This is a genomic window from Paenibacillus sp. FSL E2-0177 (assembly GCF_037992975.1).
Classification (GTDB): Bacteria; Bacillota; Bacilli; order Paenibacillales; family Paenibacillaceae; genus Paenibacillus_AQ; species Paenibacillus_AQ odorifer.
The window spans coordinates 6,231,415-6,257,302 of record NZ_CP150307.1; the positions used below are offsets into that span (position 1 = coordinate 6,231,415).

25 protein-coding genes, 14 tRNA genes and 4 rRNA genes are annotated in these 25,888 nt (G+C 46.3%); 3 read left to right on the plus strand and 40 right to left on the minus strand.

Annotated features, from left to right (window positions below):
• Window positions 1-23: 23 nt before the first annotated feature.
• The 18 genes from MHI25_RS27680 to MHI25_RS27765 all read right to left on the minus strand — a co-directional run bounded on the left by MHI25_RS27680 (window position 24) and on the right by MHI25_RS27765 (window position 14,103).
• The gene (locus MHI25_RS27680; RefSeq protein ID WP_339188616.1) at window positions 24-464 is read right to left on the minus strand and encodes an XkdW family protein; all 441 of its coding nucleotides are present in this window, start codon (window positions 462-464) and stop codon (window positions 24-26) included.
• An 18-nt stretch (window positions 465-482) separates the two neighbouring features.
• On the minus strand, window positions 483-1,979 hold the full coding sequence (locus tag MHI25_RS27685; RefSeq protein WP_340394660.1) for a hypothetical protein: 1,497 nt from the start codon (window positions 1,977-1,979) through the stop codon (window positions 483-485).
• 11 nt (window positions 1,980-1,990) lie between these two features.
• On the minus strand, window positions 1,991-2,602 hold the full coding sequence (locus MHI25_RS27690) for a putative phage tail protein (protein ID WP_076280154.1): 612 nt from the start codon (window positions 2,600-2,602) through the stop codon (window positions 1,991-1,993).
• 3 nt (window positions 2,603-2,605) lie between these two features.
• Window positions 2,606-2,941, minus strand: a complete 336-nt coding sequence (locus MHI25_RS27695; protein ID WP_076099872.1) for a hypothetical protein — start codon at window positions 2,939-2,941, stop codon at window positions 2,606-2,608.
• A gap of 11 nt (window positions 2,942-2,952) precedes the next feature.
• On the minus strand, window positions 2,953-3,975 hold the full coding sequence (locus MHI25_RS27700) for a DUF2793 domain-containing protein (RefSeq protein ID WP_340394661.1): 1,023 nt from the start codon (window positions 3,973-3,975) through the stop codon (window positions 2,953-2,955).
• A 1-nt stretch (window position 3,976) separates the two neighbouring features.
• Entirely contained in the window at window positions 3,977-4,390 is a 414-nt protein-coding gene (locus MHI25_RS27705) for a phosphoglucomutase (protein WP_340394662.1), read from the minus strand.
• 1 nt (window position 4,391) lies between these two features.
• Window positions 4,392-5,450, minus strand: coding sequence for a baseplate J/gp47 family protein (locus MHI25_RS27710; RefSeq protein WP_340394663.1), 1,059 nt, complete (start codon window positions 5,448-5,450; stop codon window positions 4,392-4,394).
• Window positions 5,443-5,874, minus strand: a complete 432-nt coding sequence (locus MHI25_RS27715; RefSeq protein ID WP_076099869.1) for a DUF2634 domain-containing protein — start codon at window positions 5,872-5,874, stop codon at window positions 5,443-5,445. Before MHI25_RS27715 ends, MHI25_RS27710 begins: the two co-directional genes overlap by 8 nt.
• Window positions 5,871-6,167 (minus strand): DUF2577 domain-containing protein, encoded by a 297-nt coding sequence (locus tag MHI25_RS27720; protein ID WP_340395715.1) that lies wholly within the window; start codon window positions 6,165-6,167, stop codon window positions 5,871-5,873. The genes MHI25_RS27715 and MHI25_RS27720 overlap by 4 nt, the downstream gene beginning before the upstream one ends.
• A 5-nt stretch (window positions 6,168-6,172) precedes the next feature.
• Entirely contained in the window at window positions 6,173-7,135 is a 963-nt protein-coding gene (locus tag MHI25_RS27725; protein ID WP_076099867.1) for a hypothetical protein, read from the minus strand.
• A 9-nt stretch (window positions 7,136-7,144) separates the two neighbouring features.
• On the minus strand, window positions 7,145-7,897 hold the full coding sequence (locus tag MHI25_RS27730) for a LysM peptidoglycan-binding domain-containing protein (RefSeq protein WP_340394664.1): 753 nt from the start codon (window positions 7,895-7,897) through the stop codon (window positions 7,145-7,147).
• 1 nt (window position 7,898) lies between these two features.
• Window positions 7,899-9,944 carry a hypothetical protein gene (locus MHI25_RS27735; protein WP_076193917.1) on the minus strand — a complete coding sequence of 682 codons (2,046 nt, stop codon included), beginning with the start codon at window positions 9,942-9,944 and terminating at the stop codon, window positions 7,899-7,901.
• Window positions 9,945-10,138: 194 nt separating this feature from the next.
• The gene (locus tag MHI25_RS27740) at window positions 10,139-10,561 is read right to left on the minus strand and encodes a phage portal protein (protein ID WP_076129761.1); all 423 of its coding nucleotides are present in this window, start codon (window positions 10,559-10,561) and stop codon (window positions 10,139-10,141) included.
• A 126-nt stretch (window positions 10,562-10,687) separates the two neighbouring features.
• A complete protein-coding gene (locus MHI25_RS27745) occupies window positions 10,688-11,158 on the minus strand; it encodes a phage tail tube protein (RefSeq protein WP_036681245.1) in 471 nt (156 codons plus the stop codon).
• 1 nt (window position 11,159) lies between these two features.
• Entirely contained in the window at window positions 11,160-12,482 is a 1,323-nt protein-coding gene (locus MHI25_RS27750) for a phage tail sheath family protein (RefSeq protein ID WP_340394665.1), read from the minus strand.
• Window positions 12,482-12,661: a hypothetical protein gene (locus MHI25_RS27755; RefSeq protein ID WP_076220512.1), complete on the minus strand. Its 180-nt coding sequence runs from the start codon at window positions 12,659-12,661 to the stop codon at window positions 12,482-12,484. Before MHI25_RS27755 ends, MHI25_RS27750 begins: the two co-directional genes overlap by 1 nt.
• Window positions 12,658-13,071, minus strand: a complete 414-nt coding sequence (locus MHI25_RS27760) for a DUF6838 family protein (protein ID WP_038573440.1) — start codon at window positions 13,069-13,071, stop codon at window positions 12,658-12,660. Before MHI25_RS27760 ends, MHI25_RS27755 begins: the two co-directional genes overlap by 4 nt.
• Window positions 13,072-13,602: 531 nt before the next feature.
• Complete coding sequence (locus MHI25_RS27765) at window positions 13,603-14,103, minus strand: ArpU family phage packaging/lysis transcriptional regulator (RefSeq protein WP_094902361.1); 501 nt, start codon at window positions 14,101-14,103, stop codon at window positions 13,603-13,605.
• Window positions 14,104-14,388: 285 nt separating this feature from the next.
• On the opposite strand from MHI25_RS27765, the gene MHI25_RS27770 reads away from it, so the two are divergent.
• Together MHI25_RS27770 and MHI25_RS27775 are read left to right on the plus strand one after the other, a co-directional pair.
• Window positions 14,389-14,820, plus strand: coding sequence for a helix-turn-helix transcriptional regulator (locus tag MHI25_RS27770; RefSeq protein ID WP_076220514.1), 432 nt, complete (start codon window positions 14,389-14,391; stop codon window positions 14,818-14,820).
• A gap of 28 nt (window positions 14,821-14,848) precedes the next feature.
• The gene (locus MHI25_RS27775; RefSeq protein ID WP_036681396.1) at window positions 14,849-15,262 is read left to right on the plus strand and encodes an ImmA/IrrE family metallo-endopeptidase; all 414 of its coding nucleotides are present in this window, start codon (window positions 14,849-14,851) and stop codon (window positions 15,260-15,262) included.
• A gap of 101 nt (window positions 15,263-15,363) precedes the next feature.
• Here the strand turns inward: MHI25_RS27775 and MHI25_RS27780 are convergent.
• The 20 genes from MHI25_RS27780 to MHI25_RS27875 form a co-directional block, all read right to left on the minus strand.
• A tRNA-Pro gene (locus tag MHI25_RS27780) sits at window positions 15,364-15,437 on the minus strand.
• A 14-nt stretch (window positions 15,438-15,451) separates the two neighbouring features.
• Window positions 15,452-15,525, minus strand: a tRNA-Gly gene (locus tag MHI25_RS27785).
• 11 nt (window positions 15,526-15,536) lie between these two features.
• Window positions 15,537-15,610 (minus strand) — tRNA-Pro (locus tag MHI25_RS27790).
• Between the two features lie 31 nt (window positions 15,611-15,641).
• Window positions 15,642-15,718, minus strand: a tRNA-Arg gene (locus MHI25_RS27795).
• Between the two features lie 7 nt (window positions 15,719-15,725).
• Window positions 15,726-15,800 (minus strand) — tRNA-Gly (locus MHI25_RS27800).
• 6 nt (window positions 15,801-15,806) lie between these two features.
• Window positions 15,807-15,890 (minus strand) — tRNA-Leu (locus MHI25_RS27805).
• Between the two features lie 16 nt (window positions 15,891-15,906).
• Window positions 15,907-15,979: transfer RNA gene (locus tag MHI25_RS27810), tRNA-Lys, on the minus strand.
• A 5-nt stretch (window positions 15,980-15,984) separates the two neighbouring features.
• Window positions 15,985-16,059, minus strand: a tRNA-Gln gene (locus MHI25_RS27815).
• Between the two features lie 43 nt (window positions 16,060-16,102).
• A tRNA-Val gene (locus tag MHI25_RS27820) sits at window positions 16,103-16,178 on the minus strand.
• 40 nt (window positions 16,179-16,218) lie between these two features.
• Window positions 16,219-16,293, minus strand: a tRNA-Glu gene (locus tag MHI25_RS27825).
• 11 nt (window positions 16,294-16,304) lie between these two features.
• Window positions 16,305-16,380: transfer RNA gene (locus MHI25_RS27830), tRNA-Thr, on the minus strand.
• 1 nt (window position 16,381) lies between these two features.
• A tRNA-Asn gene (locus tag MHI25_RS27835) sits at window positions 16,382-16,457 on the minus strand.
• A gap of 6 nt (window positions 16,458-16,463) precedes the next feature.
• Window positions 16,464-16,580: ribosomal RNA gene (rrf, locus tag MHI25_RS27840) — 5S ribosomal RNA — on the minus strand.
• A gap of 74 nt (window positions 16,581-16,654) precedes the next feature.
• Window positions 16,655-19,581, minus strand: a 23S ribosomal RNA gene (locus MHI25_RS27845).
• Window positions 19,582-19,720: 139 nt separating this feature from the next.
• Window positions 19,721-19,796, minus strand: a tRNA-Ala gene (locus tag MHI25_RS27850).
• Window positions 19,797-19,820: 24 nt separating this feature from the next.
• Window positions 19,821-19,897, minus strand: a tRNA-Ile gene (locus tag MHI25_RS27855).
• Window positions 19,898-19,943: 46 nt separating this feature from the next.
• A 5S ribosomal RNA gene (rrf, locus tag MHI25_RS27860) occupies window positions 19,944-20,060 on the minus strand.
• A 124-nt stretch (window positions 20,061-20,184) separates the two neighbouring features.
• Window positions 20,185-21,742: ribosomal RNA gene (locus MHI25_RS27865) — 16S ribosomal RNA — on the minus strand.
• Together the 16S, 23S and 5S rRNA genes with 14 tRNA genes alongside form the textbook arrangement of a ribosomal RNA operon.
• Window positions 21,743-22,101: 359 nt before the next feature.
• Window positions 22,102-22,332 carry a hypothetical protein gene (locus MHI25_RS27870; protein WP_036680631.1) on the minus strand — a complete coding sequence of 77 codons (231 nt, stop codon included), beginning with the start codon at window positions 22,330-22,332 and terminating at the stop codon, window positions 22,102-22,104.
• A 253-nt stretch (window positions 22,333-22,585) separates the two neighbouring features.
• A complete protein-coding gene (locus MHI25_RS27875; RefSeq protein ID WP_076138447.1) occupies window positions 22,586-23,197 on the minus strand; it encodes a stage II sporulation protein M in 612 nt (203 codons plus the stop codon).
• Window positions 23,198-23,305: 108 nt separating this feature from the next.
• Between MHI25_RS27875 and pdaB the strand changes: the two genes are divergently transcribed.
• Window positions 23,306-24,109 carry a polysaccharide deacetylase family sporulation protein PdaB gene (gene pdaB / locus MHI25_RS27880; RefSeq protein WP_036680629.1) on the plus strand — a complete coding sequence of 268 codons (804 nt, stop codon included), beginning with the start codon at window positions 23,306-23,308 and terminating at the stop codon, window positions 24,107-24,109.
• A gap of 50 nt (window positions 24,110-24,159) precedes the next feature.
• On the opposite strand, the gene MHI25_RS27885 is transcribed toward pdaB, so the two are convergent.
• Window positions 24,160-24,981: a PPK2 family polyphosphate kinase gene (locus MHI25_RS27885; RefSeq protein WP_076280126.1), complete on the minus strand. Its 822-nt coding sequence runs from the start codon at window positions 24,979-24,981 to the stop codon at window positions 24,160-24,162.
• Between the two features lie 243 nt (window positions 24,982-25,224).
• Window positions 25,225-25,815, minus strand: a complete 591-nt coding sequence (locus MHI25_RS27890; RefSeq protein ID WP_038574906.1) for a KinB-signaling pathway activation protein — start codon at window positions 25,813-25,815, stop codon at window positions 25,225-25,227.
• Between the last annotated feature and the right edge of the window lie 73 nt (window positions 25,816-25,888).

The following is a 25,888-nucleotide window of genomic DNA, read 5'->3' on the forward strand; positions in this document are numbered from 1 at the left end:
TTACAACTCACCTCCTTTTGGGTTTATATGCTGAGTAATTCAGCCATAATGACTTCGACATCTTGAAGCCTGTCTTGCAAAGTAGTATTTTCAGCACGGAGTTGCTCGAATTCGCTTAATTCTGGTGGTTTGTTAGCTTCTGCTTCTAGATATGCTTCCCACGCGGCTTCGAGTTCTTCTTCCGTTGGTTGTGGGACATCTAGGTTCCAAGCTGCGATGTATGGGCCACGTTCAATAATGTCGTAGTCTACGCCCTTTTTCAATCGGTTAAAATCCACTACATAACGATAGTGTACATCTTCTATATACTCGGTTTCGTCTTGATCTAATAGTCGGATTTCGTAGCGTGTGCGTCCGTGTACGCCTTCGTGTAATACGGGTTCAGCTCCGTTATCTTGCACTATGAAATCTTTTATTGGGTCGGCGTTTGGGTATAGATACATAATTGCTTGTGCTATATTCATTGTTCCTCATCTCCTTTTCTATGCAACTTTAACTATTCTCAAATGACTGAAAAGACCGTCACCAGTTACCCCAACGTTAGATGTTCCGTAATGATAAATGTAAAATTCAAGCGTATGCCCAGCGCTAAGATCTGTATTAGAAACCCCAAGGACGGAAACGTCTTGCCCACTAGCTGACGCAACGGTTCTTCCAATGCACTGATCCCGCGCTCCGTTTTTATAAATTTGAATCTGAACCACAAATGGCAAGGGTACGGATGTGCATGTAGCCATAACATCAATAGCGTATATACCAGCAGCTTTTGCAGTGAAAATCCCGGTGGTCGCATTCCATTCACCTAAACGATCATAGTAAACCGATGGGAATAAAAGTTTAGTGAATGTGAGCGGTACGATTGTTTGTGTAGCGCTACCGCCGCATGCAATATTACTTCTAGAATTCGTTGTATTATCTCCCCATGGGTTAAGAACCCCACTTGTGATGATACCATTTAATGAGCCTTCGGGAGTTATTCCTGATGGCTGTGAGCCATATTTATAGATTGAACCGCCATGACTAGTGTAAAGACCTACGCCATTCGCTTGCCCCGTGTTTTCGAGTGATGTAACAATCGAAGCACTTCCGACTATTATTCCAAAGTTTCGTCCAGATACCGAAGAATTTCTAATGTCTGCGTTTTGACCTGCAATATTAATGCCCGGATAATTAGCGGTAGTTCCACAGGAGCAATTTTTAATGTCGATGTTTCCACCGTCATATGCATTAAAACCCATTGAGGTTGTGGTATTAGCAGAAAAACCGTCTATAACAATACGATTGCACCGTTCAGCCACGAAGGAGCGGATAGTTACAGAAGTACCCATAAATTGAACATGACCACCGCCTACTTTGCCGCTAATCCTCACATCTTCGGCATAGGTTCCAGATGTAACATTTATAGATGCAGTATGATTAACAACTTGAGGAATCATGCCGATAGCCCTATTGATTGTTTTAAATGCCCCTGCTGCCGTATTGGCTAAACCGTTGTTTGTGTCATTCCCATCCGTCCGCACATAGTAAGTAATATCCGCTGTCGTCTGCTGAGGCGTAGTAACCAACGGCGCCCTACCATTCAGCTGCCCCTGAATCCCACTAGTCACCCCATCCAAGTACCCAAACTCTGCATTAGAGACCACTCCCGTTCCAATCTTCGAAGCCTCAATTCCGGCTGAAGCATTAACATCGGCGTTTACAATCACCCCAGCCGCAATTGCGGTCCCCCCGTCACCAGTACTTATAACATCCCCCGTGTGATTAGGATGCACATAATTATTCGCTCCCGTCGCAATCCCCGCCAGCTTTGTTTTCTCAGCTGCGGTGTAGTCATTCGAAGATAGCTGTTTGCCTGTTACTTTATCGACCTTGCCATTCACTGCATTGTCCAAAATGTCCATATTCCCGTTCAAATCGGCAATATCAACGATATCTGTTCCCTCTGGCTTCTTTAAGCCCAAATTTCCTGTGGTTTGCATATGTCACTCTCCTATCTATAAGTTCTTAATTCGTTCCATGTTTTACTGTGAGCACTCTCCCAAGTCAAAGCCTTAACAGATTCCCACCAGGTATAGCTGAACACAAATTCATAAGCTAAATGCGCAGGTTTAATCTCTTCGATGATTTGAATCAACCCCGCCATATTCGGGGGAATGCCCAGCGTACTCACAAAATGAATCTCAAAACGGTACTCCTCAGGCACTTCCTTTACTTCAACCACTCCACCTGAAAAAGCTGACGCCGTCCGCTGAATCATCTCCGGTGTGGTCGTCCCATTTCCACGCAGCTTTGCCTTAATCATCTCTCGGCGTGTGGCATATGACTTGGATGAATCGATATTTAGTCCAAGCTCAGCTTCCCATCGTCCAAGGCTCACCGTTGCCGTTTCAACAAAAGCCTGATCCAGTACGTCTATAGTGCCCAGCTTCAGTCCACCAATTTCTAGCCCGATGGTCTCCTGAAGCTTCTCCATTTCGCGGACATCCTTATAATAGTCCGGCAAATACTGCATTAGATCAGGCGCCTCGACTTCACCCGGATGGCTCGAATCTTTATCTGCGGAATATTGCAATTCGCTGTATAAAGAGCTGCCGTAACTCATCCTCTACACCCCCTTCAGTTGATTCCAGGTTAGGGGGCCTTTGGGCAAATAATCATGTGTATGCGCCGCCGGAGGAAATACCACTGGTTTACCTGCTACCCCCGCCCAAGCTACACTATCCGCTTGTTGCGCAAAATCCACCTTGCCATTGTTATTCGTATCGTAAATGCTTTTCAGCATATCCCCGGTACTCTGCGCGGCTACCAGCAAGACATTACCAGCGGCAGAACCAATGTACAGCTTGCCACTGTCTGTACAATACCCAAGCTCACCAATAGCCAGCGCTCCAATGGCGCTTTCCAAGCCGCGGCGTATTTGAATCAATGTTTTTAGAGCCATTGTCCCGCCCCCTAGAATGTTCCGCCATCAATACTGGCTACGGTAAGTCTATTGCCATTCGCTGCATCATAAACGATACTGCTTCCATCCACACTTACAGCTACACCGGCTGCATCTACGGTGATTCCTTTTCCAGCGGTAACCGCAATCGCGTCTGCAGTGACCGTGATACCATTACCTGCACCAATGTTCAGCGTCACAGCATCGGCTTGACCACCACCAATCAGCCCGCTCCCGGCTGTAATGGTCTGTAGTGCACCACCGGTACGTACCCATGCGCTGCCGTTCCAGCTATAAATCTTCTGCTCATCATCGACGTAAGCGGTCCAACCGACGGCAGGAACATAAAATACCCAAGCGGCAGATTGGTATTCAACAATTTGATTCGTTTTGCCCGCCCATGCCCCGTTTGCCCCTGCTGGAATAATATATCGATCCCCCTCAACCGGACTGGCAGGTGGAGCCAGCAGGTTCTGGTCTTTTACCGACGCTTGCGGTTCGATGTTATGCTTAGCCAGCTCAATTTCATTTTTAATCTTTTGTGCAGACCACAAGTCTGTAATCGTAGTCCCTGTATCATTGATTGTCCGGTGCTTGGCCACATCATCAATGTGAGTCTTGATCTCAGCGGCAGTCTTTACGTTTGTGCCATCCGATACTTTATTGATATGTCCCGCACTAATATCCGCTTTAAGCACCTTCGCATAGGTTGCTCCATCAGCGATATCGTCAATTGTACCTGTCAGATCGCTAAGCTTCTGCGCGTTCACTCGCCGCCAAGCTGCCCCATCATCAAAATATAAATATCCGCTATTCGAACCCGTAGTCACGTAATACAAACGACCAACGGATCCTGCAACCGGACGCGAAGCTTCTCCCCCTGACAGCGCCCTGCCGACCATGGAATTGGACGTGCCGTCACCAATATAAACTTCCTTAGTATCACTGCAAAAACCAAGCTCGCCTGCCTTCAACACGCCATAACTCGTTAGCTCAGCCTTTGTACCCCGCTTTATTTGTATGGTCTGTGCCATTTTACACCTCTCTTCTAAATGATCCTCCGTCAATCTGGCCCTTGTTCTTATAACGCTCTACTTCAGTCTGGACAGCAATAAGACTCACCTGCAAACCGTTAATATCCTCTGCTTCAACCGTATCGCCGGGAGTTTCGTAAGTCACATATACCTCAGGCACATCGGCAAAAATCTTAATCAACCGCCGCCAGGGCGCCTCATCCGGAAAAGACACAGTGAAATTGCGTAGCTCGATCCCGGAATACTGTGACCCTGTGTACACCGCAATGGTCTGATTATTAATATTGTCATGCGCTAGAAGACCACTGTAAACGCCATTTACAAGCGGTAATCTCTCTTCGATAACATAGCTGCTACCGTTTACTTTTTTATTAAGTTTTTCTTGAAAAATATCAATTTGCTCTGGATAACCCATGCTACACCTCCAGTAGAATGTTGCCGAACAACGGTACTTCTTCTTCGTTCAACATCACATTGCCCGCTCCACTGTTCAACTTCAGCTCTGTGTAATCCGCAACTCCTTCAGTAGCAAGCAATAATGCCCCGATGACAGACTGACTGATATAGGTTGCTGAAAAAGCCTTCTCCTTGCGATATTTCTCAAGCATCACCTGAAAGCCTTGGTTTACAGCTTGCAGTGCATAGCCAGAAGCAAGGGTTACCTTGGCGCTTATACTGATGTTTTTGCCCGCAGCCGGCGCCACGGTCACAACAGCCCCTACCGGTGCTTGTCCCTCACCCGCTCCTGAGACCGGATCAATGTATTGCTGCACCTGAGCCGCCAACAGCTCGGATGCTGGTTTTTTTTCGGCGTCCACAATAATCACCTTCACAGTTTTAGGACCTTTCCATAATGGAAAAACACGTGCGCCTCCCACACCCGGAACTTGTAGTGCCCACTCCATATAGTGATATTTATTTCCGCTAGTAGCTGGGCATCTGGCTGAGTCCAAATAACGCTGGCGTAGTGCATCATCCGTTTCAATGTCCTCCCCAGGGATCAGAAGAGAAGCTATTTCTCCGCGCGCTAGGTCTAAAATATAATCCACTGGCAGTAAAGAGCCAAAATATCGATTTCCTTCTTCTCCAGCGGTTTCACTTTCCAAGCGATACACTCCAGGAGATAACTTCTCTACAGCCGTATAATTCAGCATTTCGAGTGAGAAGCGGCTGCCGAGTGGAACATCTAACAATCCTCCATCCGCCTTATAAAAAATTCCTTTCAGCTGCGCCTTGCTAGCTTCACGCCTTACAATGCCTGACCAGGAGATACTTCGCTCTAAGTACTCTCCGGTAGCCGTATCTGCAAAATACAGATTATTATTCACATCCAGCTCAATATACATCTGTGCCAACTCAGCGGCTGCTGGAGCCAACGCGTCATAAATGATGCTGCCCTCGCGTTTATCCAATCCTGATGGAATCCGGTCCAGCATCCGCTCCAAAAGAGCCTCATACGTCTGATCCTCATACATCCTCATTCCACTCCTTTCTCAGCTGAAAATTTCCGTAACGTGTGACGACCTTGCAGTCAAAAGTTAGATTATCTCCGGTAAACGAAACAACAATATTCTCTAAGCTAAGGATTCGTTCATCCTGAAGTAGTGCCTCACTTACGATACGTCTGATTTCAGCTCTAACCAGCAGCCGATCCTTGCCAAGCACCAACCGCCACTCTGTTCCGTAATCAGAACTGTAAATCAGATGTTCAAACCGATCGGTTCGCAATATTTTAGCCGCCGCCTGTTGAACAGCTTCTAGTCCATCCGTTTGGCCTGTAATCCTTTTTCTCTCCCAATCCATCCGGTACGTAAGACTAGGACTTTCCCCACGCTCAAGGTTGACCTCCCCCTCAAGCAGGGCCGTTATCGGTCCAGCTTTTCCAATCGCAGGGATCATATCGGGCTCACCAGCCGATCCAGAACAATGTAGCTTTGTCCGCCCTGCATTCGAACCATTAATACGTGGTCCCCACTCGCTAGTCCTCGCCGAAGTATTACTTCTTTGCCCTCGATGTCGATCTTGCTTTCCATTACCGATTCAGGCAGCACTAACGCATTCCCCGATAAAATAAACCGCTGATCCACCTGGATCTGCAAAGGAGCTGCCTCCGTTACCGTTCCATAAGAAAAAGCCACGGGATTTGTACTTCCCACGGCTCCTAGACTTGCTTTTTTAATAATATCTAACATCATTTCTACACCACCTTAATATCGAGGGACATGGTATGCTCCCCTCCAGAAATCTTATGGCTGCATTGGTCCACCAGAAACAATTGAGTCTCGAATTCATCCAATAGGACATAAATGAAATTGCCTGCTCTTACACGCATATCACCAATCGCCTGTACGGAGAGACTGAGCTTTTCACGGTTGTGCATTTTCAGTAAATTGTTTGCCTTCTCCTGAATTTGGGCAGCATTCGCTTTGTCATCAGCCTTCTGATACAAGTGCAGGATACCCCAGCGTTTCACATTGTCCTTGTCACTAACCGGATAGAAATCGCGTTTGCCCGATGCCTCGTTATCCTTGTACAGAAAAATCGTGTTGTACGTATCGTCATCAATACTTTTTTTGAGCGAATAATCGTACAGATAATGACCCGCTCCGAGCACCAGGTTAAGCAACATAGAATCCGGTTTACGCAGCGTCAGCTTCCCAAAATCATCGTAAAAAGCCATCAACCGCCCCTTATACTGAAGCTCACTGCCGATGGCTCCCATAATGATGTCCAACAGCTTTTTGTCATCTTCAATTAAAGAAGGAATCCGGTACTCTGTCTCCTCCAGCACACCTGTCTTTAATCCGTAGTCCGTTGTTATTTTCTTGATAACATCACTAGCCGTAACATCCTGCAAAACATAACTACCATTGCCCAGCAAATAACGAATCTGATCATAGGCAGTCAGCTTAATCTCCTGATCCGAGCCCGTATCAATGCTGAACACAAATCCGTAAAATACATCTACATTATCTTTACTGAACTGAATAATATCACCGTTGCTGATCCCGAACTTGGGGAGCTGATAGATTCCGCTATCCACAAGCGTTAACTCTAGCGTTGACGGTTTACCTGACCGTGCGGTTTTCCAAGAAATATCTGAGACGATGCCAGAAATATCCCATAGATTCCCTTCTTTATTCTTCACTAGCAGTTCCATAACATCCTCCTACGGCAGCTTGATGACTTTACCGATGGGCAGCTTTTTCAGCTCACTATCCGGAATGCCATTAAGCTTTTGAATGGCTTTGTACTTCGAGCCATCTCCTAGGTTTTTTTGAGCGATACTCCATAGACTGTCTCCAGCTTTTAAGGTATAGGTAGTAGGCTTTGCTTTTTCATTGGCCCGCTTCTGTTCCGCCTTCACTTCACCTTTGACAACCTTCACAGCTACCGCCTGATAGAATACGTATTTTTTGAGAGATAACGAATATTCAATATCCCCTGACGTACCCGCACTAAGCTTCCAAGTGAAACCTTCAATGCTCATAGCCATATTCACAGCAAAATCAATTTCTAAAGATCTATCCTCACTAATTGAAGATTCCTCTAGCCATTTCTGCGGTTTGTTTAACTTCTTTTCATCCTTTTTCGTATCATCGGGATACCTCACACCGGAGAACACAAACCGAATGGGCCGACGACTCGTCATCCATTTCTTAATAAGCTCCACATATTCAAAAGGCCTTTTCAATCCATCCTCTTGCACCAATACGAACGGATACCTTTGTTCCGGGAAAATGCTTTCAATTGTGATCTCCGTAAGCTTCGGATAAGCAATCGTATTGATCTCACCCAGATCGATAATGGTATAGCTTTTTCCATCTCCACTCTCCTTGATTTCCAAGGTCTCTGGATTGACTGGCAGCCGGATTGCATCCTCCTGATTATTAAAGCCCAAAAAAATTCCGTACTCTTCCACGTTACGTATACACCCCCTGCGCCGTAGAGACAAACTCCTCGTTCAGCTTTTGCCCGATCTTGTTGATAATCGTATCAATGTCTCCGGCATTGTTAATATTCCCGGTCGTCACCTGCACCGTCGGCGTAAGCTCCACAAAATTCTGGATCGCCTGAATCTCGGCCAGCTCGCGCAGCATTTTCAGATCATCACTGGAGATGTCTACGGTGTCGTTGATGGAGCCGAGCTCGTTCACACGGTTTACGGTGTTCAGATTACCCGGTACTCCTGCATTTTGAAAAGAACCTACAGCGGAAGGCGTATTTAACGCAGGAGTCGTCGTCACAGGAACTACTGGAACCTCAGGAATGGTAGGCGATTTCGGAGGTTTCGTTGATTCATCTTGATGAGTAGTATTCCATTGATTGATTGTAGTCTCGTTATTCGTGTTTCCACCAACGTTTAGGCTTTCTTTAAATTTATTAACATCAAAATCTTGCGTGAAATTCGCAGCTGTATCAAAAGTATTTTCAATGCTCATCTCCACGTTCTGTTTAAATTGACTGCTGTCAACCTGTTCAAGATGAAGATTAATCTCTGATTCTATACCAATAAATTTACCAACAGCGCCAATTACTTTATTAATACCACCTAATAAAAAATTGGCAGCATCAATGATGCCATTAATAAACCCGGTCCAAAGATCAATCACATAACCTACAAAATCTGCAACGATCTGTCCCAAAGCCCTGAACATATTGGCAAGAAAATCTCTTACTGGCTGAAGAGCTGCGACAATTCCTAGAAAAGCCACAATAAGTGCAATAACAAGTCCAATTACAAGAGCAATAGGATTAGCATTTAACACAGCGTTGTAAATCCCTTGCGCAGCGGTAGCGATCCCAGTCGCAATTGCTGACATATTAGTTGCGATTGCAGCTGCACCCATGGCAACTTTATAAGCTATAATCCCAGCAACAATTCCCAAAAGAATTGGTACTACATAAGGCAACGTACTGCTAAGAACACTCCAAAGAAACAAAGCTCCCTGTACTACTTGTGAAAAACCTTGTGCTATAATAGCCAATCCAATGGCCATCCCATCGATAATAGGCTGAAAGGTACCCTCTGAGAACGCATCGTTAAGAATGCTTAACAACGGGGAAAATGCTGCAAGAGCCCCTTGCCCCATGCCAGCTAAGGAATTGTTATAGTTTCCAAGAAGCGTCTGCCACTGATTTACGGGTGAATCCATCATGGTTTGCAGCGAAGTACTCGTCATACCTGCCGTTGTCATGATATCTCCCAAAGTACTTAAAAAAGCGCCCATGTTCCCCGTACTGGCTACTAGGTCGAGTCCACCAAGCTCCTCTTCATCTACCTGAAGCATCGATGCTAAGTCACTAGAGTCTCCATCAAATGCAGAATTAATCGCTGATGAAGTATCGCCAATATCCTTACCTTCTGGAGACATCATACTAAGCCTTGTGGAATAATCCATTAGCTTATCTAGCTGGTCCGTATTTTGTGTTTTAGGATAAAACGACAAGACACTTTCCATAGACTTGCTGACGTCCTGTCCGGTTTCTAGCGCTCTCTTCTTGAATTTATCAAACATAGCTACACCAACATCAGCATTTCCGGTTTTTGCTTTAAAAAGATCTTCCCACTTTTGCTGCTCAGCAGCGGGCACAAGCACCTTCTCCATGACACCTTTAACTTTTTCCACCATACTCTTAGCCTTTTCAAAGGCTCCAGTAAGCTTCTCCCAGGTTCCTGCTTGCTTTTCAGCTCCTCCAGCCCCTCTATCAGCCGCATCATTCAGTCTCTCCTGAGCCTGAACCGCACCTCCAATAGATGCTTGAATTCTGGTATAAGCTGCACTGTAATTATTAGTGATGTTGTACACGGGTTTATTGACTATTTTCATACTGATACGGTTTAAGGTTGCTGAGAAGGAATTTGAAATATTTGCCGAAACCTGTGTTGTAATCTGATTGGTTATATCATTGATCCATTGATTAGAGACTTGCTGTATTCCAGCTATATTATTTTGTACACCTGCCATTCTCTCACCCCCTAACTATCTCTTCCTCGCCTTACTCCGTGCCTGATCCCGCTTCTCCTTCTCCACACGAACAGCAATCATCGCATATATTGCGGCGCGTTCGCGGGAAGACAGCTTCATCAGCTCATGGGGTAAAATGTGCAGCTCATGGAGGGCGTAATAAGCAAAATTGGCTTCACTATCGCCCTCGTTGATTAGTTTTTTACTTCATCCACCAGCTCGTTCATGTCCGTGCCAAAACCATTTAAGGCCTGCACCCGCTCACCCAACGCCGCGAATTCACCTGGTAGCAGCATTTTACGCAGCAGTGTCTCAGCACCAAGAACACCATAAGAACGCTGTAATTCAGCATTTTTTAGATCCGGATGCACTACACTTGAGGTCATCAGCTTCGCCATATAATCGTTAGGCTCAATTTCGGAGGTATACACTCCGTTTTTACCTTTGACTTTGCGGGTTGCGGCCTTGCGGCATTCCTGATTCTCATCCTCAGTCATACTGCGCAGCTTCCAAGCTACCGCATTTCCTTCCTTATCCTTAAAACGCTGGGATACTACAAACTCCTCGGTCGTGTCACATGCTACATTTTGGGCAAAAAACAAACTTAATTCGCTCATTGTCTTCCTCCTAGAATTTTTTATTTAGATACTTCTCCTGCTACTAGCTGCCAATAGACAGAGAAGAGACCCGCCCCTCATTCTACGTTCGGGTCTTGCTTGCTCCAATCTATCTAGTTGTCTTAATTAAAGCCCGGAACCTGCCGGAGCACCAAAAGCTTGCACAATCTGCACATCTTCAAAGGTAAAGCTAACTTCTTCTTCTAGAGCGTCTGACTCTGTATCGAGAGAGGCCATGATGACACTATCAAGGTTCACGCCTTTTAAAATAATACGCTGTGCTCCCACGCTGGACGATGGATCTTCGTTCGTAACCTCAATATCGAAGTACTGATCAACACCCGTATTCATATAATCGAGCATCATCTGGCGGAAACGACTAGTCATATAAAAAATCGTCATCGAACCGCTGCCCGACCATCCAGTCGCTTTATGCTGAACACCCCGGCGGCCCAGTGTTTTCACCTCTGCCTTTGTTTTTTCTACTGTAGCTTCAAGAGTTTTCACATAGAACATCTCTTCGGTTTGTGTACCAATCACAGCATAAGCACGGCCCTCCTGGCCGGAAATCGTATCACTAGCTTTTAAAAATGCCATCTTAAACCACCTTCACTTTCATATATACTTTTTCTACCGAATCTACCGGTTTCACAGCCACATCCAGCACGATACTATCACTATCTGCACCAGCCACAACTACAACATCTGTCTGCGCGTTAAAGCCCTCAATCGCACCCATATCCTGCAAATCATTCATATAAGTCGCACACTGTGACCAGAAAAGAGCACGGCCATCTTCATTATTCGTGACCTTACCGATATAGTAGTTCTCAAAAATACGCTTCATATCATTTGCAATTCCATCCAGCACGCGCAGTACACGATTTTTGGAGAATGCTTTGCCTTTGTCCGGTGAAAACGCTGTAAATGTATTGATATCCTGTTCCACCACAGCCCGTCCGCCACTGTAAGTAAAGATAAGCTCTCCTTTTAGCAACGCAGCTGTAGTCTCAGAATGGCTAAGTCTTACATCAGCATCCACCGAATCATCATAACCCTGATAAGTCAGCGATTCATTAACAGCAGCTGCTGCTGTAGCACCAGCTACCCAAGCAACGGCATTGACGTTATCAATCGTAGTTCCGTCGCTCAGTACTACCCCATTATTCACGCTAATCACACCTTCATGACCTGCAGCCACATAATCGGATAGTACAGCCTGTACCTTTTTCCCTTCTGTATCCCGAAGCCGTCTCACAAAAGAACTGTAGAGTGCCTTCAGAGCACTATCCTGCGATACTAGACCCACTGTTTGGAATTCCTGCACCTCAAGAGCAGACAGGAAGTCACTATGTGCTCCATTCGTCACGGTTCCGTTAGCCCCCCCTGTAAGCGGCATGCCTGCAATTAGCTTCAAGCCTTCTGCACCATTTTTCTGGAATTGAACATAATCGTTCGCGACCAACTCTTCAGCCGTTCCGACCGTTTGCTTGTTCAGTTCGGTTCCATTAAGCAACGTCTTTACATCAAAAAGAGCAGCATTCTCTATATTTTTCTCAATCACAATCAAAAGATCATTTCCGCGTACACCGCCATATTTAGCTGTTACCTGAAGGCCGTTATTTGTGACTGCCGCTTTAACACCTTCATTCAATCGATAGAGCAGCAAGGTTCCCGCCCGTTTCAGCGCTTCACGCACTGGCAGTAGAGTTGGATGTTCCAAATCCACTCCTAGCAGCTTATTCACATCATCCTGCGGGGTAATCCTCATGATTACTCCCGGCTCTCCCCAAGATAGGGCAAGCGCCAATGCCGTAATCCCGCGTTCTCCCATTTTGCCGATGGCACCTTGATTTGATGCTACATTTACGTACACCCCGGGGCGCACCTTATTTTGCGTTGTCCATGTTCCGCCTGCCATTAGTTCATTACCTCCTTATTTTTGAACAATCCCATAGATTGCTTTGCTTCTTCTAGCGTATAGTTCTTGCCATCCTGCAAAATAACGTTCAATATATCCTTTTCCCTCGGCGTAAAAAGTGGGGAATTCACAATCTGTTCCTTACTGAACCCATTCCCGTTACTTCCTTTAGTACTCATTTCAATCGTTCTCCTCCAATCATTTGTCCCATCTTAATGCTGTCAGGCTTGTCGTTTTGCAAATACAACATATAGTCAACTGTAAACAGCGGCCCATGCCCTTCAGTTCCAGCTTCCCAAGCTTGCCTAACTACACGAAAAGCTCCACCATCCTGCTCCATTCCTGCCATCGCCTCACTCAGCTTATCTGCCATTCTCTCAGCTTCCAGCAAATTGCCTTGCTCATAACGGATGCCAAAACGGTAGACCGCTAAATACCGGCCCTCCCGCTGCCGATCCAGTGTTGCTGAGATCAATCCGGGATGAAAATAAGCGGTTTGAGGTTTTTCTCCTTCTACATATACAGGCACATCAGGAAAATACCGTTCAAGTGTACTTGTAATGTGTTCTCGCAATTGTTGTACCGACATCACTCCATCCCTTTCTGATCTGCGACCGTTCGTCGATCCTTGATGGTGTTAACCTTCAACTGCATGAACATTAAGCAGACACCCCCTCAACTAGATTTAAGAAAAAAGGATACTATCCGAGGTTGGATAATATCCCTTCTTCATTAGGCAAATGCGAGAAGAATCTTTCACCGCTAGGTTGTTCTCATCACCCTTAGGGCGGAACTATTAGCAGAGCATTCATGCTCTTGCGGTGTTCTTTTGCTTCATTTGCCATGTTATAATCATACCCCCATATTATCCTTGCGGAGAGGGTAAACGGACGAGGTTTTGGCTAGCTTTGGGATGGTATAGAGCGGTTTTTTGGAGGTAGACAATTGAAGACAAGCTAAAGAGCCTTGGTCCCTCCTTTTATGGACGGCAAGTTTTTGTGCGAGGATTATAAGGATAAAGTACATTCTGAAACTTATAGTTTCTTATAATTCAAAAAAAGACCGCATCATCCGCTCGGACGATACAGTCTTCTTTACTAATCAAACTATTCTACTTCTATTAAGTAATACTCATTTTCTCTTTCTTTACCCTAGGCGCTGTTGTTACTAAAGTTTGCAGAGACAGTAAGCCGAGATCCGTTAACGCTAATGCCATCTTGTAAAAAGCCTTCGAGCGTATCTTCACGTAAGTGTCCTTACTTACCGGTGGATCAAACACATGATTGTAAATCGTATAATCGTACATCTCGTCTCTTCTCATATACCTTTCCCGTACCAGCTGCTGTTCTCTCGTATCGAGTCTCTCTACCACAGAGTCTATTGCGGAACAATAAGCTCTCCTTGCGGCGGGGATGTCCACATTATAAGAAGCTATCGCAGCAGTCTGATCAGTTACAGTGTTAGTAGGACCATGAAATCTTTCTGTGTATGAATAAGTTGTGCTTGCTTCCTTAGCTTCAAATGTAACGGTCTTAAAAATACGGTATTTCTCCAACATGCTCTCTATAGCGACCTGGGTTCGGCGACGGTCCAACTCTGGTAAAGTTGATATGTTCATCATTTATGCACTCCTTTTGGGTTTAACTGAATGAGATTTAATTTGCGGAATTTTCCAGCCCAATGTGATAAAATAAATCTTGTTCGTATTCTGTTCGTATTTTTCTATAATATACCACTTCTTTACCAATCTCGTAAAACCCCGTTTTAGGCTGTTTTTATCGAAAAAGAGCATATATCCCTCCATTATCTTGCCTTTTGGCAATTATATACGCTTTGTTGTTTACCTATTGGCAAAAATGGCTTATATTATTATCATAAGGTTACAGCCAATAAGGAGTGAGTTGAGATGAAACAGGAATTCGGAGATTATATGAAGCATCTTCGGGAAACAAAAGGACTCACCATTAATCAATTAGCAGCATCAGCCGGAATTAGCGGTTCGCAAATTTCCCGGATTGAGAATGGATTAAGAGGGGTTCCTAAACCAACCACGTTACGCAAAATTGCTGAGGCCACTGGCGTCCCCTACGGGGAGCTAATGGATCAGGCAGGGTATTTGCAGGACCAGACTCTTTCAAGCGATGAGGCTGTCCCAGATTGGGCTACAAGCAAAGATAAAAGAGACTTTCGAAAAATGCTAGAGGATGATGGAGAGCTGATGTTTGACGGAATTCCATTAGACAAAGAAGATAAACAGAGGATAAAAGATGTACTAACCGGATTGTTCTGGGAAGCCAAACAGATGAATAAGAGAAAAAAATCCAAAGACACTAAATAACTATACTAACATGCTGCAGGTGAAGAACATGGATGAACTGATCAATAGTCTGATTAAAAAATATAAAACCAACTGCCCGTTCGAGCTTGCCGCAGCACTAGGCATTCAAATTCGTTTCATGAATCTGGGGACTGGCACAAAGGGATTATATTATCGAAAACTAAGAAGAAGGTTTATCGTCATTCATAATGAGTTGCCTGTAGAATGGCAGCGCTTCGTTTGTGCGCATGAATTAGGACATGATCGGCTTCACAAGGGGATCAATCGCTTTTTTCTGGAGGAAAGCTCCTATTTCTCTCCTGGGAAGCTTGAACGTCAAGCTAATGTCTTTGCTGTAAAATTATTATCTTCAGGCAGAAGCCCCGAACAAGAGGAATCATGGAGAAACTATTATCTACGGATTGGAATTCCACCGGAAGTCCGATTTTTTTTGGAGGAATAATAGAACATATGTTCTTTGGCTGTATTTATATGTATATTCAATACATAACAAAAAAAGCCCTTACCGAAGTAAGAGCTTTTGAGCAGCGATTAAGCTGAGTATCGGGATGACACGATTTGAACATGCGACCCCCTGGTCCCAAACCAGGTGCTCTACCAAGCTGAGCTACATCCCGTTACTATAAAATTATGGAGCGGGTGATGGGAATCGAACCCACGCTATCAGCTTGGAAGGCTGAAGTTCTACCATTGAACTACACCCGCAAAGGTGAAAATCGGGATGACACGATTTGAACATGCGACCCCCTGGTCCCAAACCAGGTGCTCTACCAAGCTGAGCTACATCCCGTTATAAATACTATAATTGCTTAATAATAAAATGGCGCGCCCTGAGAGATTCGAACTCCCGGCCTTTTGATTCGTAGTCAAACGCTCTATCCAGCTGAGCTAAGGGCGCAAAATTATGGAGCGGACGACGGGAATCGAACCCGCGACCCTCGCCTTGGCAAGGCGATGCTCTACCGCTGAGCCACGTCCGCAATAAGTGGTGCGCGTGAAGGGACTTGAACCCCCACGTCGTGAAACGCCAGATCCTAAGTCTGGTGCGTCTGCCATTCCGCCACACGCGCATGATAATAATAAAAGTGAGCCATGAAGGACTCGAACCTTCGACACCCTGATTAAAAGTCAGGTGCTCTACCAACTGAGCTAATGGCTCGCACTTGGCTGGGGATATAGGATTCGAACCTATGAGTGACGGAGTCAAAGTCCGTTGCCTTACCGCTTGGCTAATCCCCATTGATGGTACCTCTATGTTGCCCATAATCTCTTAGGAAGATTATGGTGGAGGCTGAGGGGATCGAACCCCCGACCCTCTGCTTGTAAGGCAGATGCTCTCCCAGCTGAGCTAAGCCTCCATATCTATGGGACCCTCTAAGGGTAAGTACAAGTAAAAGTTGGTGACCCGTATGGGATTCGAACCCATGTTACCTCCGTGAAAGGGAGGTGTCTTAACCCCTTGACCAACGGGCCTTGCAAATCTGTGGAGCTCTCAACCGGATTCGAACCGGTGACCTCTTCCTTACCATGGAAGCACTCTACCTGCTGAGCTATGAGAGCATGGCTCCCCGAACAGGACTCGAACCTGTGACAACTCGATTAACAGTCGAGTGCTCTACCAACTGAGCTATCAGGGAATATCCGCTTGGCAACGTCCTACTCTCCCAGGACCCTTCGGTCCAAGTACCATCGGCGCTGGAGGGCTTAACGGTCGTGTTCGGGATGGGTACGTGTGGAACCCCTCCGCTATCGCCACCAAACGGGCATTTACAGCGTAAATGCTCAGGCTTAATCGCCTGAAAACTGAATCCGAAACAAATCTGCATTCTACGTATAGGATAAGCCCTCGACCGATTAGTATTGGTCAGCTCCATGCATTACTGCACTTCCACCTCCAACCTATCTACCTCGTCGTCTTCAAGGGGTCTTACTAATTGGGAAATCTCATCTTGAGGGGGGCTTCACGCTTAGATGCTTTCAGCGCTTATCCCGTCCGTACGTAGCTACCCAGCCATGCTCCTGGCGGAACAACTGGTGCACCAGCGGTACGTCCATCCCGGTCCTCTCGTACTAAGGACAGCTCCTCTCAAATTTCCTGCGCCCACGACAGATAGGGACCGAACTGTCTCACGACGTTCTGAACCCAGCTCGCGTACCGCTTTAATGGGCGAACAGCCCAACCCTTGGGACCTACTTCAGCCCCAGGATGCGATGAGCCGACATCGAGGTGCCAAACCTCCCCGTCGATGTGGACTCTTGGGGGAGATAAGCCTGTTATCCCCAGGGTAGCTTTTATCCGTTGAGCGATGGCCCTTCCATGCGGTACCACCGGATCACTAAGTCCGACTTTCGTCCCTGCTCGACTTGTAGGTCTCGCAGTCAAGCTCCCTTATGCCTTTGCACTCTGCGAATGATTTCCAACCATTCTGAGGGAACCTTGGAACGCCTCCGTTACTCTTTAGGAGGCGACCGCCCCAGTCAAACTGCCCGCCTGACACGGTCCCCGTACCCGGTAAGGGTACTAGGTTAGAACCTAGATACGATCAGGGTGGTATCCCAACGGCGCCTCCACCGAAGCTTGCGCTCCGATTTCTACGGCTCCCACCTATCCTGTACAGATCGTACCCAAATTCAATATCAAGCTGCAGTAAAGCTCCATGGGGTCTTTCCGTCTTGTCGCGGGTAACCTGCATCTTCACAGGTATTAAAATTTCACCGGATCTCTCGTTGAGACAGCGCCCAAGTCGTTACGCCATTCGTGCGGGTCAGAATTTACCTGACAAGGAATTTCGCTACCTTAGGACCGTTATAGTTACGGCCGCCGTTTACTGGGGCTTCGGTTCATAGCTTCGGGTTACCCCTAACCACTCCCCTTAACCTTCCAGCACCGGGCAGGCGTCAGCCCGTATACTTCGCCTTGCGGCTTCGCACAGACCTGTGTTTTTGCTAAACAGTCGCTTGGGCCTTTTCACTGCGGCCCCCTCGTGCTATTCACACTACCGGGGCACCCCTTCTCCCGAAGTTACGGGGTCATTTTGCCGAGTTCCTTAACGAGAGTTCTTCCGCGCGCCTTAGAATTCTCTTCTCGCCTACCTGTGTCGGTTTGCGGTACGGGCACCTTCTCCTGGCTAGAGGCTTTTCTTGGCAGTGTGAGATCATGACCTTCGCTACTACAATTTTCGCTCCCCATCACAGCCCAGCCTTAACGATGTGCGGATTTGCCTACACATCAGCCTCACTGCTTAGACGGACATCCATCAGTCCGCGTCACTACCCTCCTGCGTCACCCCATCGCTCATAGCGGATTACGGTGGTACAGTAATTTCAAACTGTTGTCCTTCGACTACGCCTTTCGGCCTCGCCTTAGGTCCCGACTTACCCTGAGCGGACGAGCCTTCCTCAGGAAACCTTGGGCTTTCGGCGGATCAGATTCTCACTGATCTTTTCGTTACTCATACCGGCATTCTCACTTGTGTAGTGTCCAGCGCTCTTTTCAGTACACCTTCAACCCCTACACAACGCTCCCCTACCCCAGATACATACGTATCTAGCCATAGCTTCGGTGGTGTGTTTAGCCCCGTTACATTTTCGGCGCAGAGTCACTCGACCAGTGAGCTATTACGCACTCTTTCAATGGTGGCTGCTTCTAAGCCAACATCCTGGTTGTCTGTGCAACTCCACATCCTTTCCCACTTAACACACACTTGGGGACCTTAGCTGATGGTCTGGGCTGTTTCCCTTTTGACAATGGATCTTAGCACTCACTGTCTGACTCCCGGCAATAAGTATATGGCATTCGGAGTTTGACTGAGCTTGGTAATCCTTGCGGACCCCGCACCCAATCAGTGCTCTACCTCCACTACTCTTATACCGAGGCTAGCCCTAAAGCTATTTCGGGGAGAACCAGCTATCTCCGAGTTCGATTGGAATTTCTCCGCTACCCCCACCTCATCCCCGCACTTTTCAACGTACGTGGGTTCGGGCCTCCAGTGCGTGTTACCGCACCTTCACCCTGGACAGGGGTAGATCACACGGTTTCGGGTCTACGTCCACATACTAATTCGCCCTATTCAGACTCGCTTTCGCTGCGGCTCCACCTTCTCGGCTTAACCTTGCATGTTAAACGTAACTCGCCGGTTCATTCTACAAAAGGCACGCCATCACCCATTAATAGGGCTCTGACTTTTTGTAAGCACACGGTTTCAGGTTCTATTTCACTCCCCTTCCGGGGTGCTTTTCACCTTTCCCTCACGGTACTGTTTCACTATCGGTCGCCAGGTAGTATTTAGCCTTAGCAGATGGTCCTGCTGGATTCATACGGGGTTTCACGTGCCCCGCACTACTCGGGATCCGTCTCGGAGAGAATACAGTTTAGGTTACAGGGCTTTTACCTCTATCGCGGGCCTTTCCAGACCTCTTCACCTACCATATTCCTTTGTAACTCCATGTGAGACGTCCCACAACCCCTAAGAGCAAGCTCTTAGGTTTAGGCTGTTCCGCGTTCGCTCGCCGCTACTGACGGAATCACTATTGTTTTCTCTTCCTCAGGGTACTTAGATGTTTCAGTTCCCCTGGTCTGCCTCTACATTTCCTATGTATTCAGAAATGAGTAACTGCGAATTACCACAGCTGGGTTTCCCCATTCGGACACCCCCGGATCAAAGCTTGCTTACAGCTCCCCGAGGCAGTTTCGTTGTTCGCCACGTCCTTCGTCGGCTCCTGGCGCCTAGGCATCCTCCGTGTGCTCTTATTAGCTTAACCTTGATTCTTCCGAAGAAAAATCTCACTAATAACATTTACTTGTTTGCACAAGTTGCTAAAAGATGTTCTAAAACGCAAATTCGTTTCGGTATCCAGTTTTCAAGGATCAAGTTGAAAAAGTTATTCATTCAAAAATTTATGGTGGAGCCAAGCGGGATCGAACCGCTGACCTCCTGCTTGCAAGGCAGGCGCTCTCCCAGCTGAGCTATGGCCCCATAAAATTACTCTATAATGTTATATGGTGGGCCTTGGTGGACTCGAACCACCGACCTCACCCTTATCAGAGGTGCGCTCTAACCAACTGAGCTAAAAGCCCATATAACATGTATAACATTGTGAATCAACCAATCAATTGGTTGTCCGCTTGGCAACGTCCTACTCTCCCAGGACCCTTCGGTCCAAGTACCATCGGCGCTGGAGGGCTTAACGGTCGTGTTCGGGATGGGTACGTGTGGAACCCCTCCGCTATCGCCACCAAACGCATACGAAAGAGACTTGCTCTTTCAAAACTGAACACGAGTGAGTGTTCGAACCCGAAGGTTCTATTGCGGAAGCTAAGCTTCCGATTTGAATGTTCTCATTGCAGAGAACGATTCTCCATAGAAAGGAGGTGATCCAGCCGCACCTTCCGATACGGCTACCTTGTTACGACTTCACCCCAATCATCTACCCCACCTTCGGCGGCTGGCTCCCTTGCGGGTTACCCCACCGACTTCGGGTGTTGTAAACTCTCGTGGTGTGACGGGCGGTGTGTACAAGACCCGGGAACGTATTCACCGCGGCATGCTGATCCGCGATTACTAGCAATTCCGACTTCATGCAGGCGAGTTGCAGCCTGCAATCCGAACTGAGACCGGCTTTGATGGGATTGGCTCCACCTCGCGGCTTCGCTTCCCGTTGTACCGGCCATTGTAGTACGTGTGTAGCCCAGGTCATAAGGGGCATGATGATTTGACGTCATCCCCACCTTCCTCCGGTTTGTCACCGGCAGTCACTCTAGAGTGCCCAGCATTACCTGCTGGCAACTAAAGTTAAGGGTTGCGCTCGTTGCGGGACTTAACCCAACATCTCACGACACGAGCTGACGACAACCATGCACCACCTGTCTCCTCTGTCCCGAAGGCCGCCACTATCTCTAGTGGATTCAGAGGGATGTCAAGACCTGGTAAGGTTCTTCGCGTTGCTTCGAATTAAACCACATACTCCACTGCTTGTGCGGGTCCCCGTCAATTCCTTTGAGTTTCAGTCTTGCGACCGTACTCCCCAGGCGGAGTGCTTACTGTGTTAACTTCGGCACCAAGGGTATCGAAACCCCTAACACCTAGCACTCATCGTTTACGGCGTGGACTACCAGGGTATCTAATCCTGTTTGCTCCCCACGCTTTCGCGCCTCAGCGTCAGTTACAGCCCAGAAAGTCGCCTTCGCCACTGGTGTTCCTCCACATATCTACGCATTTCACCGCTACACGTGGAATTCCACTTTCCTCTTCTGTACTCAAGCCACCCAGTTTCCAGTGCGACCTCAGGTTGAGCCCAAGGTTTAAACACCAGACTTAAATAGCCGCCTGCGCGCGCTTTACGCCCAATAATTCCGGACAACGCTTGCCCCCTACGTATTACCGCGGCTGCTGGCACGTAGTTAGCCGGGGCTTTCTTCTCAGGTACCGTCACTCCGGTAGCAGTTACTCTACCGGACGTTCTTCCCTGGCAACAGAGCTTTACGATCCGAAAACCTTCATCACTCACGCGGCGTTGCTCCGTCAGGCTTTCGCCCATTGCGGAAGATTCCCTACTGCTGCCTCCCGTAGGAGTCTGGGCCGTGTCTCAGTCCCAGTGTGGCCGTTCACCCTCTCAGGTCGGCTACGCATCGTCGCCTTGGTGGGCCGTTACCCCACCAACTAGCTAATGCGCCGCAGGCCCATCCCTCAGTGACAGATTGCTCCGTCTTTCATTCTTCTCTCAGGAGAAAAAAGAAATTATCCGGTATTAGCTACCGTTTCCGGTAGTTATCCCAGTCTGAAGGGCAGGTTGCCTACGTGTTACTCACCCGTCCGCCGCTAAGTTACTTTGAAAGCAAGCTTTCAAAGTAACTCCGCTCGACTTGCATGTATTAGGCACGCCGCCAGCGTTCGTCCTGAGCCAGGATCAAACTCTCCAATTAGTATTGAAAAGAGCGATATGCTCATTTTGAAACATCTGACGAGAAAATTAATTCTCTAATTTTGGATTTCACTTGCGTGATTTCCCACTCACTCGTTGTTCAGTTTTCAAAGATCAATATCTCTCATTTCGTCGTCGTTGTTTATCAGCGGCGACCTTTATAATATATCACAGTGTTAAGCTGTTTGGCAAGTCTTTTTTTTGAAAAATCTTTTTTTCAATTTTTCTTGCCTTCCGCTTTCCTTTTACACAAGCAAAAGGAGCGCGAGATATAATTTATCATGAGCACTCCTTTTTAGTCAAGCTATTTTATTAAATAATCTGAAAACTTTATAAAACTGTAGCAATTCTCGTATATCTTCAGTGTTTATACTGAGAAGAACGCCCACCCCATGCATACTTGGAAAGCTCTTTCTGAGGAGCGAAGCGAGCATACATCCGGAATACAGTCTTATATCTATTAGCGATGGCGTGCCTGATATTTTGGTCCAAGCGCTGATCACTCAAATCTAACAGCATCTCATCTAGTTCTTTTCTCAAAACATAATCCAGTTCCTTGCATTCCTTTTCGTTAAACAACATTCCCAACATATGCTTGGCCTCCTTCATGAAGTTGCAATTAACACCTTCTCTAAACCCCCAAAACCTTTTTTGCATAATCAGTAAGTACATCTCATGGAGAAAGCTGCCTTAAGATCCTCTTACACTAGATTAACCGGAGTCCTCTTTTTATAACCATAATTATTAAAAATTCCCTTTATGGTTTCGTCTAGATTATATACTCCTTACCTTTAGGCAATCCTTGGATGAACGCCCTTAATGTTATGCTCTATTCCCGGAAGTTTTATGATAAAAGTGAAAAAGTAATTGTACTTTCAATAATGGCTGCAACAAATAACAGGATTACAGTCCATATGGAAGCCGTAAGTGTTTGACGCATGAAAGCAGACCAGTCTGCGCTTCTCTCCTCTTTTCTATCTGTAGATCGAAATAGACTTGAAATCACTTTTCCGCCAAAGTGCAGCCCAAAGGCACACGCGATAATGATTGCCGGAATCTCTATAATCCCGTGTGGCAGCAATCCTTTTACGATTAAATCGAACAAATCCTGTCCTTGCAGTGCGGATAAATGTATCAAGTAGCCAATTACCGCTCCGTTTATAAATAAGAATATAGCTGGCAATATGCCGAACAACGCTCCCAGGAAAATAATAACCACGCCCTTGATGGCGTTATTCAGAAATATAAATACAAAGAAGTTCCATTGCGGATTAGCGGTGTCTCTTAAGTTTCCGCTGATCTCACTAAGCCCTTCCAATTGCTGAACCAATAGTTTTTCCAGACTACTTGTCGCTACCCAGCCAACAACCGCTCCTATTACGAAGAGCAGACAGGATAGCAGCAAAGCCTTGCGGATCGATTTAATATCTTTAACAAACGTGAAGAACGACAACATAAATACCTCCTGAAATTGTGATCTCTGTTTCTTAGGTCATAACCGTGCGGTACGAGCATACATTTAGAACAAACAAGCATTTCGCATGGGAGAGGAGCGCTGTCATTAATGAATTCTTTTTATGTATTCAGCGGCAAAAAGATCAAAAGGTTCATCTATATCTTCGCCGCTGTGCTTCTTGCTGCTGGAGTTGTCTATGTCGAGAGGGGTAATATCACCGTTTTTTCTGAGGCTGGACCTTCTGCCATTTACAGTGTGCCAACAGAGAAGAAGCTGATTGCCCTAACCTTCGATATTAGCTGGGGAGAAAAGAGACCCGAACCAATTTTGAAGGTACTTGAAGACAAGAAAGTGGACAAAGCCACCTTCTTCCTATCGTCACCATGGAGTAAGACTCACCCGGATATTGTAACAAGCATTAAAAACGCAGGATTCGAAATTGGCAGTCATGGCCATAAACACGTCAATTACAGCACTCTAAGTAACGAAGAGATTCGCACTCAGATCACAACGGCTCACACTGTGCTTACAGAATTAACCGGTAAAGAACCAAATTTAATTCGTATGCCTAATGGTGATTTTGACAAAAGAGTTCTGCAAGTGGCCAATGATCTTGGTTACAAAGTCATCCAGTGGGACACAGACTCTCTGGACTGGAAGAACATAGGTGTAGACAATATCGTGAAGCGTGTAACGACTAAAGCACATCCTGGTGATATCGTTCTACTACATGCCAGTGATTCCTGCAAACAAACTCACGAAGCTCTTCCGCAAATTATCGATGAGCTCCGCAGACAAGGTTATGAATTCGTTACCGTCTCTGAGCTGATCAGCCAAAGCAATGCGGAGGGTAAAGAGGTTCGCGACTCGGCCTCACTAAATAGTGCCTTAGAGGATGCTGCCGGGCTGTAACGCTCCTCCCAATCTTAGGTACCGCAATAGATGTTGGTCTTATCCAAATATTAATGACGCGGGGAAATGAGCTCCGATATGTCGGGTGTGGGGGTATTCAGCTTCGGATAGCTCAGATCCAGACTCTCCAGTGTCTTTACAACGATGGATAAGGCCAAATAGTTGCGGTACCATTGATGATTGGCTGGTATCCAGTACCAGGGTGCTTTATCAATACTTGACTCCTTAAAAACATCTACATATGCCTCTTGGTAATCATCCCAAAACTCCCGCTCCTGTAGATCACTTGCGTCAAATTTCCAGTGTTTTTTGGGATCTTCAAGCCGTTCTTTGATTTTCTTAAGCTGCTTCTCTTTTGAAATATGCAGAAAAAGCTTGATAACTGTCGTTCCCTCTTCCACCAGCATCTCCTCAAACTGCCGTATGTAACGAAAGCGGCGCTTCAAATCATCCTTTTTCAATCCCCCATGTACCCGCGGTACCAATACATCTTCATAGTGTGAGCGGTTAAATGCAGAGATGTAGCCTTTAGGGGGTGTCTTTTGATGCACTCTCCATAAGAAATCGTGAGCTTCTTCCTCCAGAGAAGGTTTCTTGAAGCTGGTCACTATAAAGCCTTGTGGATTAATCCCTGAAAAAATATGTTTAACCGTTCCATCCTTACCGCTGGAATCCATCCCTTGCAGAATTACGAGCAGTGAATGCTTTTTCTGTGCAAAAAGAATATCTTGAAGCTCTGCCAACCGTTCCTTTAACTGCTCTGTTTTGGCTTCTGCTTCTTTTTTTGATTTAAAGTTACCTGTATCGTCCGGGTCCAGCTTGTTAAGCTGGATTTCATTTGTGTCTTTTATCATATAACGCTTGATGTCCATATATTCCCCTCCTAAAAGTTTTGTAAAGCATGTGCATCATTGAAAAACTTCGTACAAAACTCACTTCGGAAGCATCTGCTTAGTTTTGTGAGCGTTGCTACACACAAAGAATCCGCTCTATTGTTCTTTAAGATTAACCTCCTCCAGCGGATTTTAATCGTTAGGATACATTCTAGAGCAAAAAACCCCGTTTTCTGAAGGCCAGAGCACGGGGTTCATGATTTGCTGAATTCGCCCCAGCCTTTATCCGGCTGCCGGCTTGAGAATACGGTGAAGCATCAAAATTTGGAATGCATTACAGGCGATGAGCGGAACAACAATAAACACTGTCGCACTATCAACACCTATACGGAGCACGCCGATAATTTCCACAATTGAAATAGCTGTCATAAAAAAGAGGGTTGGAATCCAAGCTGAGATGTTTGTACTTTTCACTTTGAAATAAGACACAATAATGGCAGCTAACAAAATAAAGATTCCTAATATTAGATCAGACAAGACACTTCTTTCCCCGCCAACGACGGTACGCAAAAAAATCAGTTCAAGCAATGCGAGCACAGAAAGCACCAGTTGTATGTATTTCCAAATTTTTGGCGGGAAAACACCATTGCCCATGTAATTTAAAATTAGATAAGCAAAAAAACCAAGTTGCGCATAAACACTGACAAGCATACCGTAGCCGAATAGTATCAGCGGGTATAAAAAGAAATCAGCGACACTTTTGAAATCAATTCGACCGTTCACGAATTGCAGTGCCAGACCTGCGATTACTGCTCCGCCCGCTCCTATTAGAAGGGTTGTCCAAAATAAATAAAACCATTTTTTTATACTCAGCCACTTCACCTCCCCTATGTCAGATTTATTTTACCAAGGATACCGACAAAACACCATTACATCAGCAACATAA

What these genes read in the sequence shown, in the direction of transcription:
- MHI25_RS27680 (WP_339188616.1), bottom strand. Translation starts at nt 464, where the DNA reads ATGAATATAGCACAAGCAATTATGTATCTATACCCAAACGCCGACCCA.
- MHI25_RS27685 (WP_340394660.1), bottom strand. Translation starts at nt 1,979, where the DNA reads ATGCAAACCACAGGAAATTTGGGCTTAAAGAAGCCAGAGGGAACAGAT.
- MHI25_RS27690 (WP_076280154.1), bottom strand. Translation starts at nt 2,602, where the DNA reads ATGAGTTACGGCAGCTCTTTATACAGCGAATTGCAATATTCCGCAGAT.
- MHI25_RS27695 (WP_076099872.1), bottom strand. Translation starts at nt 2,941, where the DNA reads ATGGCTCTAAAAACATTGATTCAAATACGCCGCGGCTTGGAAAGCGCC.
- MHI25_RS27700 (WP_340394661.1), bottom strand. Translation starts at nt 3,975, where the DNA reads ATGGCACAGACCATACAAATAAAGCGGGGTACAAAGGCTGAGCTAACG.
- MHI25_RS27705 (WP_340394662.1), bottom strand. Translation starts at nt 4,390, where the DNA reads ATGGGTTATCCAGAGCAAATTGATATTTTTCAAGAAAAACTTAATAAA.
- MHI25_RS27710 (WP_340394663.1), bottom strand. Translation starts at nt 5,450, where the DNA reads ATGTATGAGGATCAGACGTATGAGGCTCTTTTGGAGCGGATGCTGGAC.
- MHI25_RS27715 (WP_076099869.1), bottom strand. Translation starts at nt 5,874, where the DNA reads ATGATCCCTGCGATTGGAAAAGCTGGACCGATAACGGCCCTGCTTGAG.
- MHI25_RS27720 (WP_340395715.1), bottom strand. Translation starts at nt 6,167, where the DNA reads ATGTTAGATATTATTAAAAAAGCAAGTCTAGGAGCCGTGGGAAGTACA.
- MHI25_RS27725 (WP_076099867.1), bottom strand. Translation starts at nt 7,135, where the DNA reads ATGGAACTGCTAGTGAAGAATAAAGAAGGGAATCTATGGGATATTTCT.
- MHI25_RS27735 (WP_076193917.1), bottom strand. Translation starts at nt 9,944, where the DNA reads ATGGCAGGTGTACAAAATAATATAGCTGGAATACAGCAAGTCTCTAAT.
- MHI25_RS27740 (WP_076129761.1), bottom strand. Translation starts at nt 10,561, where the DNA reads ATGAGCGAATTAAGTTTGTTTTTTGCCCAAAATGTAGCATGTGACACG.
- MHI25_RS27745 (WP_036681245.1), bottom strand. Translation starts at nt 11,158, where the DNA reads ATGGCATTTTTAAAAGCTAGTGATACGATTTCCGGCCAGGAGGGCCGT.
- MHI25_RS27750 (WP_340394665.1), bottom strand. Translation starts at nt 12,482, where the DNA reads ATGGCAGGCGGAACATGGACAACGCAAAATAAGGTGCGCCCCGGGGTG.
- MHI25_RS27755 (WP_076220512.1), bottom strand. Translation starts at nt 12,661, where the DNA reads ATGAGTACTAAAGGAAGTAACGGGAATGGGTTCAGTAAGGAACAGATT.
- MHI25_RS27760 (WP_038573440.1), bottom strand. Translation starts at nt 13,071, where the DNA reads ATGTCGGTACAACAATTGCGAGAACACATTACAAGTACACTTGAACGG.
- MHI25_RS27765 (WP_094902361.1), bottom strand. Translation starts at nt 14,103, where the DNA reads ATGATGAACATATCAACTTTACCAGAGTTGGACCGTCGCCGAACCCAG.
- MHI25_RS27770 (WP_076220514.1), top strand. Translation starts at nt 14,389, where the DNA reads ATGAAACAGGAATTCGGAGATTATATGAAGCATCTTCGGGAAACAAAA.
- MHI25_RS27775 (WP_036681396.1), top strand. Translation starts at nt 14,849, where the DNA reads ATGGATGAACTGATCAATAGTCTGATTAAAAAATATAAAACCAACTGC.
- MHI25_RS27870 (WP_036680631.1), bottom strand. Translation starts at nt 22,332, where the DNA reads ATGTTGGGAATGTTGTTTAACGAAAAGGAATGCAAGGAACTGGATTAT.
- MHI25_RS27875 (WP_076138447.1), bottom strand. Translation starts at nt 23,197, where the DNA reads ATGTTGTCGTTCTTCACGTTTGTTAAAGATATTAAATCGATCCGCAAG.
- pdaB (WP_036680629.1), top strand. Translation starts at nt 23,306, where the DNA reads ATGAATTCTTTTTATGTATTCAGCGGCAAAAAGATCAAAAGGTTCATC.
- MHI25_RS27885 (WP_076280126.1), bottom strand. Translation starts at nt 24,981, where the DNA reads ATGGACATCAAGCGTTATATGATAAAAGACACAAATGAAATCCAGCTT.